The 15,963-nt window shown below is 61.8% G+C and carries 11 protein-coding genes; 6 read left to right on the top strand and 5 right to left on the bottom strand.

Annotation, left to right across the window (positions count from 1 at the left end):
• Position 1: 1 nt before the first annotated feature.
• Complete coding sequence (locus tag GRI89_RS12690; protein ID WP_159796170.1) at positions 2-3,778, top strand: P-loop NTPase family protein; 3,777 nt, start codon at positions 2-4, stop codon at positions 3,776-3,778.
• Between the two features lie 586 nt (positions 3,779-4,364).
• Here the strand turns inward: GRI89_RS12690 and GRI89_RS12685 are convergent.
• Both GRI89_RS12685 and traA read right to left on the bottom strand, forming a co-directional pair.
• Positions 4,365-5,123 (bottom strand): DUF6118 family protein, encoded by a 759-nt coding sequence (locus GRI89_RS12685; RefSeq protein ID WP_159796167.1) that lies wholly within the window; start codon positions 5,121-5,123, stop codon positions 4,365-4,367.
• Between the two features lie 10 nt (positions 5,124-5,133).
• Positions 5,134-8,019, bottom strand: a complete 2,886-nt coding sequence (gene traA, locus GRI89_RS12680; RefSeq protein ID WP_159796164.1) for a Ti-type conjugative transfer relaxase TraA — start codon at positions 8,017-8,019, stop codon at positions 5,134-5,136.
• A gap of 173 nt (positions 8,020-8,192) precedes the next feature.
• Between traA and GRI89_RS12675 the strand changes: the two genes are divergently transcribed.
• Together GRI89_RS12675 and GRI89_RS12670 are read left to right on the top strand one after the other, a co-directional pair.
• Positions 8,193-8,498 (top strand): conjugal transfer protein TraD, encoded by a 306-nt coding sequence (locus GRI89_RS12675; RefSeq protein WP_159796161.1) that lies wholly within the window; start codon positions 8,193-8,195, stop codon positions 8,496-8,498.
• A 22-nt stretch (positions 8,499-8,520) separates the two neighbouring features.
• A complete protein-coding gene (locus GRI89_RS12670; RefSeq protein WP_159796773.1) occupies positions 8,521-8,775 on the top strand; it encodes a conjugal transfer protein TraD in 255 nt (84 codons plus the stop codon).
• Here the strand turns inward: GRI89_RS12670 and GRI89_RS12665 are convergent.
• Entirely contained in the window at positions 8,761-11,427 is a 2,667-nt protein-coding gene (locus GRI89_RS12665) for a DEAD/DEAH box helicase family protein (protein WP_159796158.1), read from the bottom strand. The genes GRI89_RS12670 and GRI89_RS12665 overlap by 15 nt on opposite strands.
• A 385-nt stretch (positions 11,428-11,812) precedes the next feature.
• Here GRI89_RS12665 and GRI89_RS12660 point away from each other — a divergent pair, with 385 nt between their 5' ends.
• Together GRI89_RS12660 and GRI89_RS12655 are read left to right on the top strand one after the other, a co-directional pair.
• The gene (locus GRI89_RS12660; protein WP_159796155.1) at positions 11,813-12,019 is read left to right on the top strand and encodes a helix-turn-helix transcriptional regulator; all 207 of its coding nucleotides are present in this window, start codon (positions 11,813-11,815) and stop codon (positions 12,017-12,019) included.
• The gene (locus GRI89_RS12655; protein ID WP_159796152.1) at positions 12,016-12,210 is read left to right on the top strand and encodes a helix-turn-helix domain-containing protein; all 195 of its coding nucleotides are present in this window, start codon (positions 12,016-12,018) and stop codon (positions 12,208-12,210) included. Before GRI89_RS12660 ends, GRI89_RS12655 begins: the two co-directional genes overlap by 4 nt.
• Before the next feature lie 72 nt (positions 12,211-12,282).
• Here GRI89_RS12655 and GRI89_RS12650 read toward each other — a convergent pair whose 3' ends face one another.
• Both GRI89_RS12650 and GRI89_RS12645 read right to left on the bottom strand, forming a co-directional pair.
• On the bottom strand, positions 12,283-12,765 hold the full coding sequence (locus tag GRI89_RS12650) for a hypothetical protein (protein WP_159796150.1): 483 nt from the start codon (positions 12,763-12,765) through the stop codon (positions 12,283-12,285).
• Positions 12,766-12,994: 229 nt separating this feature from the next.
• Positions 12,995-14,146: a tyrosine-type recombinase/integrase gene (locus GRI89_RS12645; RefSeq protein WP_159796147.1), complete on the bottom strand. Its 1,152-nt coding sequence runs from the start codon at positions 14,144-14,146 to the stop codon at positions 12,995-12,997.
• 417 nt (positions 14,147-14,563) lie between these two features.
• On the opposite strand from GRI89_RS12645, the gene GRI89_RS12640 reads away from it, so the two are divergent.
• A partial coding sequence (locus GRI89_RS12640) for an aldehyde dehydrogenase (protein ID WP_159796144.1) occupies positions 14,564-15,963 on the top strand: 1,400 nt, incomplete at its 3' end.

Below are 15,963 nucleotides of genomic sequence, written 5' to 3'. Positions count from 1 at the left end.
GATGGGACCGTTCGAGGTCTCCAAGGAACTTGTCGCAGGGCTGGACGATGTTCAGCTGCGCGCCCTTCTCGAACGCCTCCTTGTTGCCGAGGCCAATTTGCGGGGCATTTCGCATTTCGCCATCGCGGTCGGTGGAAATCAGACAGCAGCCGATGGCGGCGTTGATGCATCGATCCGGTGGAACGATTTGCCGGAGCCGGTCGACTGGTTGCCGCGGCGGCTGATCTTTTTTCAATGCAAGGCCGAAGCGATGGGCCCGGCGAAGATTCGCGACGAGATGAGGCCCGCGGAAAAACCGCGCCCGATCTTTTCCGAGCTCGCCACCGAAGCCGGGGCCTATGTCATCTTCTCGACCGACGATCCCACCAAGTCGGCGATGGACAATCGCTCGAAGGCGATGCGAGAGAGCCTCGGCGATGTCGAACAGGCTGACCGGATCCAACTCGATTTCTATGGGGCGGATCGCATTGCGCGCTGGGCCAATCGGCATCCCGGCGTAGCGATCTGGCTGCTCCGCCAGGGCGGCCGCTCGCTAGGCGGATGGCGGCCCTACGGCGACTGGTCGGCGGAAGGCGCCACAAGCAAGCCATATATCGTCGACGACCAGGCCCGTGCGACGTTCGGCGACGAATTGGTCGACATGCATTCAGCGATCGCGAGTATACGTGCCGCCCTGCGCGAGCCAAGGGGCGTGGTGCGGCTCGTCGGCTTATCCGGAATGGGCAAGACACGGCTTGCCGAGGCCCTGTTCGACGAAAATCTTGGCGAAGGGGCATTGCCCAAGGCCAAAGCCATCTACGGCGACGCCGGACGGGATCTAGAGGTGGGCGCCGCGCGGGTCGCCGAGGAACTCATGCTCGCCGGTGTCGACGCCATTCTTGTCGTCGACAATGCCAACGCGGCGATCCACGGCCAACTGGCTGAGATAGCGCGACGGTCCGGCGGACATATCAGCGTGCTGACGATCGATTATGACATGGGCGGGGAGAAGCCGGCAGGCCTTCTCGGCGCGCTCGGCGAGAACAGCGAGATCGTGCTGATATCGCTCCTAGAGCAGCGCGTTCCCACGTTGAGCGAGGCCGAATGCCGCCACCTCGCCGAGTTCTCCGGCGGCAATGCCCGGATTGCGCTCAAGATCGCGGAGGGAACGGACAAGGGCATCGACCTGTCGACGCTCAACGATGGCGAACTGCTCGAACGCCTTTTCCAGAGCGGCCGCCGCGAACGCGAGCCCAGCGCTCGTGCCTGTGCCGACGTCGCATCGCTCGTCTATGCTTTCTATGTCGAAGCGGGCGATCATCAGATGGCCGAGCATCCCGTCCTGGCCGCCATCGCGGGCGTGAACGTCGATACCTTCTTTCGCAACGTGGCGACATTTCTGGAATGGGGAGTGATCCAGCAGCGCGGGCCGCAACGAGCGGTGATGCCGCCACCCTTCGCGAACATGCTCGCGGCCCCTTTCATTAGGCGAAGCGATCCAGAGACGCTGCTCGACCATTTTCTGACGGCCTCGCCCCGGCTGCTCGCTTCATTCGCGCGCCGGCTGGGGCAGCTTCACAACGAGCCGGCTGCAGTCCGACTTGCCGAGCGTCTGCTGGGTCCAGATGGCGCGTTCGGGGAACCGGCCGGGCTCGACGATGTCTTGCGGCGCGGTTTCAACCAAATGGCGCCGGCAGCGCCGGGGGCCGCGCTAGCTTCGTTCGAGCGATCGCTGGCTGGTCCGCAGCGCGACCAGCTGCTCGACCCACATTCGGAAGGGCGGCGTTACTATCCGGAATTGCTCGTGCATCTGGCGCACGAGCCGACGCTATTCGGACGAGCGATGGAGGTGCTGCTTGCATACGCGCTGGCCGATGGTGACGCGCGAGACGATCACAAGGCCAGCAAGCATTTTCTTGAGCGCTTCTGGACTCACCTGTCGTTCACTCTGGCAGACCAGGCAACCCGGCTAGATTTCATAGACCGGCTTCTCGACGACCCCAACCAGGAGGCCAGGACGCTCGGTCTCGAAGCACTCGATCACATGCTCGACGCTGGCCACTTCAGTTCATCACTCAATCTCGAGTTCGGCGCCAAGGCGCATCTGAAAGAGTGGCGGCCGGGCGGTCGCGAGGGGTACCGTGGTTGGTTCGGCGCCGCCTATGATCGTGCCACTCGCATTGCCTCTGGTGATGAACCGGGAGCCGAGCGAGCACGCGATATCATCGCCAACCACTTCCGCGAGCATCTCGACGTGGGGCTGCCCGAGTTGCCGATCGCGGCCATGCGCGCGGTCCGCGGCAAGGGTTATTGGGATGCCGGATGGCGCGCGGTCGTCGATGGTCTGAGCTTCAGTGGCAAAGGACTTGGCGACGACATGCTGGCGGAAGTGCGCGCGCTCGAACGCGACCTGCGGCCGCAAACGATCGCTGAGTGCTTCGATGCGTTCGTGCTTGGCGAGCCGTGGCGTCATTGGCATCCCGTAAGAACCGAGAAACGCTCGACCCGCGACGTAGGGAAATTGGCAGAAGCGACGGGGATCTGCGTCGCCAAGCACGCCGATCCCGTTCCATACCTTGCACGCGCCATTGTCGGTGAAGGGCAGAACAGCGCATTGCAATTCGCGCGCGGAGTCGCTCGAAGCAGCGGCGATCCGGCGCGGCTCTGGCAGGAGACCTTGGCTGTCTTTCGAACGATGGGGGACGACACGCGGAATCCGCTCGTCTTGACCGGACTGCTGGAAGGCGCTGCCAAGCGGAATCGCGAACAGGTGGAGCTTTGGCTGGATGATGCGGTGACCGACCCGGTGCTTGCCGAGCATTTCGTCATTCTCCAGCTCGCTCTGCCACTCGACGACGTCGCAATGGCGCGCTTCGAACGCGCAATCGCGCACGGGGCCGTTCCGCTATGGCGCTTTGGCCAACTGCAGATGGGGGGAGTCAGCAAGCCGGTTCCCGGCCCCGCTCTGAGCCGGTTTCTCAAGACACTCTACGAGCTGGACGGCGGCGCAATTCCCGCCCTCCAGATCCTCCATATGCGTATCTTTGGCGATCGCAGCGACAAGCGCGCGGTCGATTCCGCACTGATCGAACTCGGGCGCAAACTCCTTGCCGACCCACGCTCCTTCGCTGAGGAAGGCGCGCGCGAGGATCACGGCATCGCCACCATCGCCAAGGTCGCATTGGATGGTGAGGGAGCGGAAGACGCCGCCCGGGCGACCTGCCGCGCGCTTTGCGCATCGCGGGACAGCGGGAACTATCATGACGGCGGTTTCGACAAGATCTGCAAGCTGCTGATGATGTCCTTTCCTCGCGTCGTCCTCGAGGAGATTTTTACGCGCGAGGTTCACCAGGACTTGGCCGCCCGCTTTTTCGGAGGCCACGTCAGGAACGACAGCGATTCGAACAAGAAGACCGTGACCTTCGACGAAGATATTGCCATCGAGTGGGTCCGCGAGGCGCCAGAGGAGCGGGCAAGCGGACTTGCCGAATTGATCCCCTATACCGCCCGCGAAGCGGAAGATGGGCCGCTTGTTTGGTCGCCCTTTGCCCTTGCGCTGATTGATGCCGCGCCCGATCCCGTTCCGGTACTGCGCAAGTTTGAGCGCAGATTCTTCACCGGCACAAGCTCGGGACCCTTCTCGGGACGGTTTGTCAGACGCCGGCCGCTGATCGCCGTAATGCGCGAACACAGCGATGTGCGTGTTCGTAATTGGGCGCGCGAGGCCGGAAAAGCGCTGGAGGAGAACATTCGGCGCTGGGACGAGCACGATCGCGAGCGCGAAAGCCGCTTCGAATAGGTCAGTTCGCCAGCGGCAGGATGTTTCGCAGAGCGACGTGACGGCTCCAATGGGCGAAGCCGCTGCCGAGGGTATTCTGATGGATGGAGAGCGCGCCGCCAAGATTCTCGGCGAGCCCCCGCCAGCGGCTATCAGCCCGCAGGCCCCCGGGCGAAACTTCACAAGTCCATGGCGGGCTGGTGGCGGCTTGCCGAGTTCCTTCCCATAAGCGCTGAACCTTACCCAACCGCCGATATGGCCACGCCGCCAACCTGTTCGAACCGGGTAGCATGGGTTCGGACTACATCGTCCACGACGTCGCTTGGCCAATACAGACTTACTCGACGCGGCTTTGAGCCGGAGCCTTCCGCCTGTCCGAGGTCTACAAGAAATTGAAAGAATGACGCCCGACTGGCAGTAAACGCATCGGGTTTCAGCTGACGCATCCGCAGACGGTCCAATGTTGGGTGCGACCGACAAGTCTTTGCAAGCTTTGGTCGCGACTAAAACCGACGGAAGCGTCTGGGGCCGTCGCGGCCCGCGTTGATCGGCTTTAGTTAGGGCGCAAAGCCGCCCCATGCATGGTGCGAAATTGTTTGCAAGAACCTCAAGGCAAAATCGTAATTAAACAAGTGACCGATCTTTCCTCCTTCCGCGCCTTCTCGGTGCATCGGTCCAATTTTTCGCGGTTCGCGTTCAGCGTTCTGTGGGTCACCATCAACTCCTCCCATGCTTCGGGGTTCTGAGATCGGATCAACCTTATTCCTGCCTCAACAATGGTCGGCTCACCAACAGCCTTGCGAGCCATTCGCTCAGGCAAATGCCAGCTTTCAGGCATGGTGCGCGCGACGGTGCCGGGCAGGATTGACCATAGCAGGATACCGGCCAGCACACCTCTGCTTGCAAAGCGCCAGATTTGACGCTTCTGCTCGGCCTCGGTGCGGACACGTCCGACAATTGCGGCGAGCCGACCGGTTGCAAGGTCGAGGTCTTTGCGTCCGTGGCGGAAAAGGTCGCTGCTGTCGCGCAGCATGTCGAGCGAGGCGCGCTTGATCTGAACTGCAATGTCTTCCGGGGTCAGCTCGATGGCAGACTTGTTGCCGATTGCGGTCAGCGCCTTGGAGACCTGTGCCAGCTGATCGGCCATCTGGCCGAGCGTTGCCGTGTAGTCCGGGATCACGATGTCGGCTCGCTCCCTAGCCATGTTCTGAACGGTGTGGCGCACCATCGCCATTTCACCTTCGAGGCGGGCGAAGGCTTCCGTTGCTGGATCGGATTCCGTGGCGGCCTCCGGCCCTGATTCCGGGGCGGGCGGTTCCTCCACTTCAAGGTCCAGTTGCACTTCTTCGATGTGGTCGTCTTCCATGTTGGTTCTCCTAAATGCCCATGTCGAAGGCGCGGGTGCGCTCGCGGGTGAGGGTTGCGGTGAGTTCATTGGCGATGCTGCGTTCGGGCTTCGGATCGATGCCGAGTTCACGCGCCTTGCTGCGCAGCAGGCCTTCGACCTGCGGATCACGTTCAAGACCTTTCGCCAGTTCGTTCTGCTTCGCGGACAAGCGGGCAGCACCTGCGCGGTCACCTTGCTGCTCAAGCTGCTTGCGTGCCGCGCTCAGCCTCTGCCAGTCGCTGACAAAGCGCTCGGATCGCAACGCAGGATCGGTGCGCACGGCGGCTTCGTTCTGCATGGCGCGCATCGCCTCCTGGCTGCGCCCGCCAGCGGCTCCTGCAATCAGCTCAGGACGCCGCTCCAGCGCCTTGGCGAGATCGGTGGCGGCATGGGGCCGGATCGCGTCGAGCGCCTTTCCTGCCTTCTCCAGCGCGTCCTTCTGGTGCGGGAGCACGGGCAAGCCCTGGGCCTGCATCGTGCCGATATCGCCAAGTGCGCGGGCATAGCGTTCGACCGCGCGGTGCTGGTCGTTCTGCGTGTTGATTTGTGCCGGAAGCGCTTCGAGCTGGCGGGCCTGCGGACGAAAGTTTCCAAAGATCGATTTGGCGCGTTCCGGCACCTGCCGAACCATCTCCACGATCCGCTCGCGGAAGCTGATGCCGCGCAGTTCGGCGAAAGCCTGCTCAGGCTTGTAATCGCCAGCCATGTCCTTCCCGCGCTCGCGGCTCAGTGTGCGAACAAGCTTCGACTGGTCGGCGAAGTCATCGCGGCCATAGTGGAGGGCAAGTCCGTCGCGGTGGCGCGACATGGCGACATAGGCGGAATGGCTGTCCATGCCGGGAGTAGCGAGCACATGGGCGCGGTCCACCGTCATGCCCTGCGCCTTGTGGATCGTGGCGGCATAGCCATGATCGATATGGGTGTAGTCCTTGGTGTCGAAGGCGACTTCGCGGCCATCGTCTGTTCGGACGGCCATGCGCTGCGCGCTGGCCATTGCGACCGTGGCGAGCGTCCCGTTCTTGACGCCAAGCCCGCGCTCATTGCGCAGGAAGATGATGCGGTCGCCCGATGCAAATTGCCTCTCGCCGCGTGCCGCTTTGATCGTAGCGTCAACCCCTAGCGCGCCCGCTGCACGCATCTTTTCGCGCGCCATCTGGTTCAGCTCGCGCACCTCGTCATTGGTGTGGGTGAGGATGATCCGGCTGTCGCCAGGGCTGTCCTGCCGTTCCTGATTCCAACGCTCGATCAGCTCTGTCCGCGCGACCTCGCGGGTGTCGGCGGCATGGAGCATACCGTGCTCCTCATAGGTCCGGATAGCTTCGCCGATGCGGCCCGTCGCGAGGTGCCTGGTCGCGTCCTGCTGCCATGCGGAAAGCTGGCGGCGAACCTCGCTGATCTCGACCCCGCCGTGGCGCTCGTGGATCGCCCGGAAGGCTGCGCCTGCTTCGATGGCCTGAAGCTGCTGCTGATCGCCAACCAAGACAACCTTTGCATCGGCCTTCGCGGCATGGGAGAGCACGCGCTCCATCTGGCGCGTGCCGACCATGCCCGCTTCATCGATGACGAGCACATCCTTGGCGGTCAGACGCTCGCGCCCCTTGCCCCATTGGTGCTCAAGGCTGGCGATGGTGCGCGATGCGATGCCGGAACCGTTCTCCAGGCCCTCGGCGGCAATGCCGGACAGGGCAGCACCGCGCACAGTGTAGCCCGCGCTTTCCCATGCCTCGCGCGCAACGCCCAGCATGGCGCTTTTGCCCGTTCCCGCGTAGCCGACCACAACCGCAAGACCCTTGCCTTTGGTGACGTGCTCAAAGGCGGATTTCTGCTCGCCCGACAGGATCAGGCCGCGCTTTACGGCTCTGGCGGATGCAGCATTTCGCTGAACATTACTGACGCTGTGACTTGCGCGCGCGGCCATCACATCGGCGGCGCGATGCAGGCGCTGTTCGGTCTCGATCATCGCGCGCGAAGTGAATCGGTCCTGCCCGCGTCCGTCCTTCCCAAGCGCAATCAGATCGGGCGATACGCGCACCGCATTGTAGGCCGCGTCGAACTGTTCCTTGCCATCGCTGTGCCGGTGGATGAAGGCGGCAAGATCGCGCCTGGTGAATGTGGCCTGTTGGTGCGTGATCGCGTCGAGCGCCAGCGCGGGATTGGCGATGATGCGCTCGGCATTGCGCTGGGCAATCGCGCGGTGTTCCTCGATCCGCTCGGCTTCCAGCCCGCGTCCGCTAATACGCGAGGCTGCGGGGCCGATTTTGTCCTGCGGTTCGAGCGCTATGCCCTGCGCTTCCAGGCTGCGGTGATCGATTCGTGCATCGATGTCGCGTTCCGCCAGCGCGCGGTTCACATGATTGGCCCAGCGCTCACGCCATTGTTCGATCAGCGCGGTCTTGTTCCAGTCGCGGACCTTCGCGCCGAAGCCGTCCTTTATCACTTCGCGCATCGTGAGCATGACATGGGCGTGCGGCTTCGCCTTGCCGTCCTCGCCAATATCCCAATGGACATTGAGATCGGCGATCATGCCTTTTTCGACGAACTCGGCTTTCACGAACTCGCGCGCCAGCCTGATGTTGTCTTTCTTCGACAGCTCACGCGGCAGGGCGAACTCGACCTCGCGGGCAAGCTGGGCATCCTTGCGCTTCTCGGCGACCTCGACCGCGTTCCACAAAGTGGCCCGGTCCGCGAAGGCTTCGGGCGCGCTTTTGGGCAGCATCACTTCGGAATGAAGAACGCCTGCCTTGTTGGTGAAATCATGGGTTCTGTCGATGCGTTCATCGTGCAACCGTTCGCCTGCACGATAGGCCGCCGCCGCAACGGCACTACGTCCGCTCGACCTTCCGATGACCTTTGCGCTGAAGTGAAAGATTGCCATGTCGGCAATCCAGTTACACCGCAAAGCCTGCGTCAGCACGACGTATAAGCGCGCCCTCTCATGATAAAATCCTGATCGGGACTAGGCGGTTTCACACTGTCCCGGCGACCTTACTGCATTGGGAAAGCTCAGAGATTATCATGGCTCCATCACACCAACGATGGAGATATCCCATGCGCAAACCCCGCGATTTTGATTCGGAACTGAAGGCCCTGGCCGACAAGGCAAAGCAGTTGAAGGAACGCCGCGTGCGCGACCTCGGCGCGCTGGTTACAGCAACCGGAGCCGACACGCTCGATGCCGATGTGCTGGCGGGCGCGCTGCTCGATGCGGCGGCCAACAACGACAAGGCGACCGGGGAGGGCTGGCGCAAGCGCGGCGCGGCCTTCTTTCAGGGTGAGTCATGCGACACTGCGAGCGGACCTAGCAAACAGTCGGAAGGCACTCTCCCGCTCGACGGCGGCGCGGCATCGGCTTGAGGCAGCAATGGCACGAACCGACATGCGCGAATGGCAGGTCAAACGTCATGAACGGACCCGGCAACTGATCGAGCTGGGCGGCCTGGTCGCCAAGGCCGATCTGGTTGAACTGACCGATGATGATCGCGCTGCGCTCTACGGCGCATTCCTCACCGTCGCCGCCAAGCTGAGCGGGCCGGATGGCGCGCAGGCGCTGGTGCTGTTCCGGCGCAAGGGAAAGCGGGCGTTCGAGGCAGAGCAGCAGCGTGATATATCACCCCAATCACAGCCATACTGACCGTCGATCCACGATCCGTTGATATCCCGCAGCGAACGAGGACGCTCTTGCTCGTAGCAAAGTTCGTCTGCCGTCCGCTGTCCGCGTGAACACGAGCTTCGATGAGCCGACACCGCTGCGCCAGAGTTCGGCTAATCGTTCGGCATTTTCTTTGCGAGCCCCCAGCGCGGCAGGCACAGCGTGGTAATCGACCCGCTTCTTCAGGCCGAGCCATGAATTGCGCACCAGCAGGTAACGCGGGTTCTGCACCGGCCCCAAAATCTCTGCGATTGCCTGCATGACTTGCCGTTCGGCGGCCCGGCTTACTCCGGTCAGGACGATATCCTTGCGCCCGTCCAGGCTTGTGCGGATTTCGACCTGCGCGGTATCCAGTTCGCGCCCGCTAATGAGATCGGCATCGACCAGCGAACGCAAGACAACGCGGGTCACCGATTCCAGACTACCTTCCAGTGAACCATTACGCCAAACGAGCCTCCCGGCCTTTGCCAGGCGGGGCAGGCTTGCGAGCGTCGCAACACCGGCGAGCCCCATCGCGATGACCCCAATTCCCTCGTATGACGCAAGCCCCCGCAATTCGTTGGCCGCTGCAAAGGCTCCACTACCCGCCGCGCTCCAACCCAATGCCTGCAGGGTATCGAACCAGCTTAAAGCGCGCGGTGCGTAACGGGGAGCCGCGGTTTCGCGCACCTGCGCTCGCTCGGCCCCTTCACCAAGAGACACCTTCCAGCGCTCTGCAATGGCGGGACGGTCCGCTGCGGCTGCAAATGTCTTGAGGTTCGCGAATGCGGCCGGTTTCGATGGATCAAGGCCCAGTCGGGCAACGCCGTCTTCGATGAGGGTGGACGCTCCATTGGAAATCCCTTCGAATGCCTTGAAGCGGCGCGCGATCACTTCGATGTCAGACAACCCAGGTGCGCCTCCATCGTTGAGACAACCCCAGTTGAAAGTCGAGACGACCGCGTCCCAGCTTTCGCGATCCTCCGGATCGACTGTCGCCAAATGCCAGATATTGGCTACCTTGCTGGGCCTGGCCGGATCGATCCGGATTGCTCGTCCGCGCATCTGGTTGGACAGCATGAAGGACGCCGTATTGCTCGCAAGCACGAGGCTGTTGAGTGCTGGCGCATCCCATCCCTCGCCGAGCAGCGACTGCGTGCCGACGAGTATGCGAACCTCGCCGCGTGTGAACAGGGCTGTGACGAGGCGGACGAATTCAGCGGTGCCACCGCTCCTGCATTCGATACGCACGTGGTCCGGGCAACCCGGCAAGTCGCTTGCTCGAAAGTTACCAGGATCGAAGTGCAGTTCCTCGGCAACGTGAGGCAGCATTGACAGAGCGCGCTTTGGAAGGATGACCAGACTACCAGTCAGAACGCCGAGATATTCATCGGCGATGCCTGAACGTCTCAGCTTTTCGAAGATCGGCACCACGCCGAGCTTGGCAGGCTTGAACTCCGCATCCGGACGGTTTGGCAGCTCTCCAGCGCGAATATGATCGGACAACACGACCATGCGCAAATCGTCGTCCAGCGCATCGTGTTCGGCCTTCGCAATGTCCACTATCGAATCCAGCTTTGCGAGACTGGAGGTCATCAGTTTGAAGACAGAGCGTGTGTGCTGCAGCCGAACGCGACCACCTTCGATGAGGCCATGACGATTCAGCCGGTCGCGCAGAGTCTTGAGGCGTGCCGGATCGAGAGGGAAGTCAGCAGTGTGTTGCGATATCACGCCGTCCATAAAGCGTTCGAGCCAGAACAGCGATGGCGGCGGCACATCGCGCGCCGACACACCAAGCAACTTCAGCGGGGGACGGGGCAGTTCCCGTCCGGCTGAAGCCAGCAGAACGAGCGCTGCCGATAACATCTCGGGCGCTTCGAGGATCTCTTCGACATGCGCTTCCGATTCCGTCAGCCAGGGGTGCTCTGCCAGCCAGTCCAGCAATCCGTCGTCTTGGCGCAATGCCATGTGCAGCGAACCGATGGCCGCGCGCCTTCTATCGAGCAGCGCCAGAGCATCTTCGGTCGGTTGCAACAGGATGAGGTGATCCTGATGAGGACAGAGATCGCCATTGCGCACAAGCTCGGGAATGCCGATTTCGAGGTCTATCGGCCCGCACAGTTCCTCGTAGCGAGACCATTCGGCAAAGCTGGCATCGTAAGGGGGTGTTGCAGTCAGCGCGACCAGACGGACATCCTCTAGCCGGTTGGCCATCTCGTTGAGGCATTTCCACCACTCCCGCCGCAGGTGATGTGCTTCGTCCAGAACCAGCGTCAGCGGCCCCCGGTAATTCAGCTTTTCAATCAGCGCGTCGAGTTCCTCGCCGCGCCGCAGGTTATCGAGCGCCTGATAGGTCGCCAGCGTCAATTCGCGGAAGTTTGCAAGATTGCGAGAGATTGCCTCCGGTATCGGTGGCGTGTCGAGAAACAGCGGGCAAAGCCGGTGTGCCCACTGTTCGCGAATGGCAATCGTTGGAGCAAATACCAGCGCCGGCCTTCCGATACGGCGCACGATCTCCAGACCGAGTACCGTCTTTCCAGCCCCAGGGGCGGCGACGACATGCAGTCTTCCGTCATCAAAATGCTCGTCCATCTCTTCAAGGATTCGGGCTTGATAGTCTCGCCAGTTCCCTTTGAAGTTCATGTCATTCAGCATTTTGCCGAAATAGCGGCCTGAACACTCTCCGACCATTCTGATATCAATGCTGTCCTCAGATTGGCTGGGCGCAGACTATTGCGAAACGTCTGGACGAGGTTTCGAGTCGTGCGCAAAATCGAGCAACGCTGGCGCGGAAATCCGCCACTGCCGTCGCATTTCTCCGCACGTCGGTCGCAGGATCGGGCCGAACGAAAAAATTTCCAAAACCGAGGGTGGCGCAGCGGTTTGTCCGCAAATGTCTCTACCCGTCCGTAGGCGGCTCAAATCTCGCAAATCACTAAAGAATTGGCCAAATTCCAACTCAAACCGACCCTTGTGCTACATCAAAAAGTTCTCATTATGTTCTAGCGAGGGGCCGCCGGTATCAAAGCGAGAATGCCCCATGTCGAATACCGAACGCATTATCCGCCTCAAGACCGTGCTCGACCGCACCGGCCTTTCCCGCTCCACCATTTATCGCAAGATCGCAGAGGGCACGTTCCCGTCGCAGGTCAAGATCAGCATCCACGGCGCGGGCTGGCACGAGTCAGCCATCAACCGCTGGATTGCCGATCCCGTTCAATATCGTGAAGAGGAACCGGCGGAATGAGCAGCCATCAACCTAGCGAGCCGATCTGCGTCAGGATCAATGACGCTGCACGCATGATCGGCATCGGGCGCACAAAGCTGTACGAGCTGATCTCGAAGGGCGAAGTAGAAACTGTGAAGATCGGTAAGGCGACACGCGTCACCACTGCCAGCTTGCATGAATTGATTATACGCAATGGCCAATCGAATTAACTTCGCTCAGATTTTTTGTGTGGTCTTTGAAGGCGGAAGGTGGGCCGAGAGAAATCCTCGGCCCACCTTTCGTTACTTTACGAGTAGCTTCCGAAAGCTCTGGTACGTAAGCTCTGAGACCTCACCGATGTGATCGATATAGTTCCCCTCGTCGTCATCTACCGGATCATGTCGCTCCCAGTTAATGAGATAGCCATCGTTCTCACCGGTTACCGTGTAAAGTCTTCGAGTTAACCCACCCCATACGCCACGCAATTCGTCAGGTCGGACGCCAATCGCTTTAGCGACATCGGCCAAGTGAAACTGCCGGCTTTCGCTTTGCGCAATCACTTCGAGCGCTTTGCGTGTCTTTTCACCACACCCGTTGTAGAATTCTCTTGCTTGGGTAGGTGACAATTGGGCAAAGCTGTCGTCTTCCTCGTCCAAAAGCTCGGCATGGCGAGCTGTGGTTGGACTGATTTTGCCGCCGAAAGCAGCTTCTAAGACCGCTTCCTGGACATTCTTTGGGAGTGACTTGAACGTGTCGGCTGTGATAATAATTGCGTTGCTGTTCATGACTGTTCCTTTCGGTTCCGTTTTGAGCATGAACTCGTGGAAGATGATTCATGCTCTGACAGCTTGTTACAGCCTGATTCACCATCTTTCAACCAGAAAGACGGTGAATCAGGCAATGATCCTACAGGGCATTGACTTCGGTGGAATTTATTTCGAGATCAGCTCATTGACCCCTGACCGGGCCGCTAATCCACGCTTTTGCATATCTCAATGAGGGCTTGGCCAAAGGTCAGGCCGCAGCGCTGGATTGCAGAAACTCCGCCCACACTGCCATCAAGTCGCGCCGCTTGTCGAAGAAGTCGGTGCGGCGATAGGCAGCCTCGACCTGGTTGCTCAGCTTGTGCGCCAATGCCTTGTCCGCCACTTCCTTCGGAAAGTCAGTCTTTTCCGCTGCCCAATCGGTGAATGCGGAGCGGAAGCCATGGACGGTTGCGCTCTTGATCCCGGCATCCCGCAACAGCTTGGTCATTGTCATGTCGCTGATGGGCTTCTCGCCATTATTCGAGAACACGAGGCCATCGTCGCTCGTGCGCAATTTCCAGCGCCGACGCAGAATGGAAACCGCTGGCTTGGAGAGCGGCACCACATGCGTTTCCTTTGCCTTCATGCGCTCGCCGGGGATGGTCCAGACCGCCTTGTCGAGGTCGATCTCGGTCCAGACGGCCTTGCGGGTCTCGCTCGACCGAACGGCGTTGTAGATGGTGAAACGCAGGGCATCGCGGCCCGTGGTGGGTGATGCCGTCGCCAGCTCCTTCATGAACGCCGGAATGTCGGCATAGGGCATGGCCTTGAAGTGTTCGACCTTGTCGGTCTGGCGCGGCAACCCCTTGCGGACTGAGCGCAGCGCGGCCTCTTCTTCGCGCCACCCCTTGATATGCGCGAAGTCGAGCACGGCACCGATGCGCTGCAAAATCTTGCGGGCGGTATCGGGGATTTCGAGCCAGATGGGCGTGAGCACCTCGACGACGTGGGTGTTGTCCACCTGATCGACGGGCTTCCTGCCGATCAGCGGGAAGACGTGGTTTTCCATGCTGGAAATCCAGTTTCGATAGTTCTGGTTCTTCCAGCCGTCCTTCAACGCTTCATAGCATTCGCGCGCTGCGGTTTCGAAGCTGGGCACTACCTTGCGCGACTTCCGTCGCTCGGCAACCGGATCGATCCCGGCGCGAACCTGGCGGCGCAGAGCTGCCGCCGCGTCCCGCGCTTCGGTCAGCGTCACATCGAGCGCCGATCCCAATCCGTAGTCGCGTCGCCTGCCGTTGTGCTGCATCCGCAAGACCCAGCTGCGCGAGCCACTTTCCTTCACGAAAAGACACAAGCCACGGCCATCAACGTAGCGACCGGGCTTGGCGTTCTTCACCTTCAATGCTGTCAGTGCCATAGGTTATACACACCATAAAATTGTTCCAACTTTCGACCCCACATGGTGATCGAAATGCAGGCAAACGGGGGCGATCAACCGTGAACACGGTAGAAGACAAATCCCTTATTTTACAGAGTAGTTAGGGACGTCCCGACACTGCCTGCGACAGAAGTTCTAGCAATGTCGGGTGCGCCAAAGCAAAAGGGCCGCCCCGTGGGACGGCCCTTTTGCTTTGGCGTATCATGACGGTTCGGACCTCGTTCGGAGTCGGAGCGAAGCGGAGACGTCCGGGCGCAAAGCAACCGGACCGGACAATCCTGTCCCTCCCACCCACCAAAAAACCAAAACACCTTTCGAAACGCGCCCGGAATGTGCACTAGGGCAACCAGACATTCCGCCCGCCGCTGCAGGGGGCTCGCGCATGGAGAGGACCAGATGAGCACGTTCCAACGCCATAACCCGGTGACCGGCGAGGTTGCCTCGAGCGCGGCCGCAATGAAGGCGGGAGACATCCCGGCGATCGCCGCGAAGGCGCAGGCCGGGTTCGCCCAGTGGTCGAAGATGGGCCCCAACGCGCGGCGCGCGGTGCTCAGCAAGGCGGCCGATGCGCTGATGGCCAAGAAGGACGAATTCGTCGCCGCGATGATGGGCGAGATCGGGGCCACGGCAGGCTGGGCGATGTTCAACCTCGCGCTCGCCGCCGGAATGGTGCGCGAGGCGGCTGCGCTGACCACGCAGATTGCCGGCGAGGTCATCCCTTCGGACCATGAAGGCACCATCGCCATGGCGCTGCGCGAGCCGGTCGGCGTGATGCTCGGCATCGCCCCGTGGAACGCCCCGATCATCCTCGGCGTGCGCGCCATCGCCGTGCCGCTCGCCTGCGGCAACGCCGTGATCCTCAAGGCCAGCGAGACCTGCCCGCGCACCCACGAGCTGATCATCGAGGCCTTCGCCGAGGCCGGCTTCCCCGAAGGCGTGGTCAACTCCGTCACCAACGCCCCCGAGGATGCCGCCGAAGTCGTCGGCGCGCTGATCGACGCGCCCGAGGTTCGGCGCATCAACTTCACCGGCTCGACCGCGGTCGGCAAGATCATCGCCAAACGGGCCGCCGAGCACCTCAAGCCGGTGCTGCTCGAACTCGGCGGCAAGGCGCCGATGGTGGTGCTCGAGGACGCCGATCTCGACGAGGCGGTCAAGGCCGCCGCGTTCGGCGCCTACATGAACCAGGGCCAGATCTGCATGTCGACCGAGCGCATCATCGTGGTCGAGAGCGTGGCCGACGCCTTCGCGGAAAAGTTCGCCGCCAAGGTGAAATCGATGCCGGTCGGCAACCCGGTGGCGGGCAACACCCCGCTCGGCGCGGTGGTCGACACTAAGACGGTCGACAAGTGCTACGCGCTGATCGACGACGCGCTGGCCAAGGGCGCGGTGCTGCTGACCGGCGGCGAGACGACCGAGAACGTGCTCATGCCCGCGCACCTCGTCGACAAGGTCACGCCCGATATGAAGCTGTTCCGCGACGAGAGCTTCGGCCCGGTCGTCGGCATCGCCCGCGCCCGCGACGAGGCGCACGCGATCGAGCTCGCCAACGACACCGAATACGGCCTCTCCGCCGCGGTCTTCACCACCGACACCGCGCGCGGCATCAAGGTCGCCCGCCAGATCCAGTCGGGCATCTGCCACGTCAACGCCAGCACGGTGTCGGACGAACCGCAGATGCCGTTCGGCGGCATGAAAGCCTCGGGCTACGGCCGCTTCGGCGGCAAGGCCGGCATCGACGCCTTCACCGAACTGCGCTGGATCACCTTCGAAACCGAGCCGGGGCACTATCCGAT

Source organism: Croceibacterium salegens, assembly GCF_009827435.1.
GTDB classification, from domain to species: domain Bacteria; phylum Pseudomonadota; class Alphaproteobacteria; order Sphingomonadales; family Sphingomonadaceae; genus Croceibacterium_B; species Croceibacterium_B salegens.
Note: the sequence above shows the minus strand (reverse complement) of the source record. Positions and strands in the feature narration are given on the sequence as shown.

Excerpts from the sequence above, each read along its gene's own strand:
- GRI89_RS12690 (WP_159796170.1), top strand. The coding sequence starts at position 2 with ATGGGACCGTTCGAGGTCTCCAAGGAACTTGTCGCAGGGCTGGACGAT.
- GRI89_RS12685 (WP_159796167.1), bottom strand. The coding sequence starts at position 5,123 with ATGGAAGACGACCACATCGAAGAAGTGCAACTGGACCTTGAAGTGGAG.
- traA (WP_159796164.1), bottom strand. The coding sequence starts at position 8,019 with ATGGCAATCTTTCACTTCAGCGCAAAGGTCATCGGAAGGTCGAGCGGA.
- GRI89_RS12675 (WP_159796161.1), top strand. The coding sequence starts at position 8,193 with ATGCGCAAACCCCGCGATTTTGATTCGGAACTGAAGGCCCTGGCCGAC.
- GRI89_RS12670 (WP_159796773.1), top strand. The coding sequence starts at position 8,521 with ATGCGCGAATGGCAGGTCAAACGTCATGAACGGACCCGGCAACTGATC.
- GRI89_RS12665 (WP_159796158.1), bottom strand. The coding sequence starts at position 11,427 with ATGCTGAATGACATGAACTTCAAAGGGAACTGGCGAGACTATCAAGCC.
- GRI89_RS12660 (WP_159796155.1), top strand. The coding sequence starts at position 11,813 with ATGTCGAATACCGAACGCATTATCCGCCTCAAGACCGTGCTCGACCGC.
- GRI89_RS12655 (WP_159796152.1), top strand. The coding sequence starts at position 12,016 with ATGAGCAGCCATCAACCTAGCGAGCCGATCTGCGTCAGGATCAATGAC.
- GRI89_RS12650 (WP_159796150.1), bottom strand. The coding sequence starts at position 12,765 with ATGAACAGCAACGCAATTATTATCACAGCCGACACGTTCAAGTCACTC.
- GRI89_RS12645 (WP_159796147.1), bottom strand. The coding sequence starts at position 14,146 with ATGGCACTGACAGCATTGAAGGTGAAGAACGCCAAGCCCGGTCGCTAC.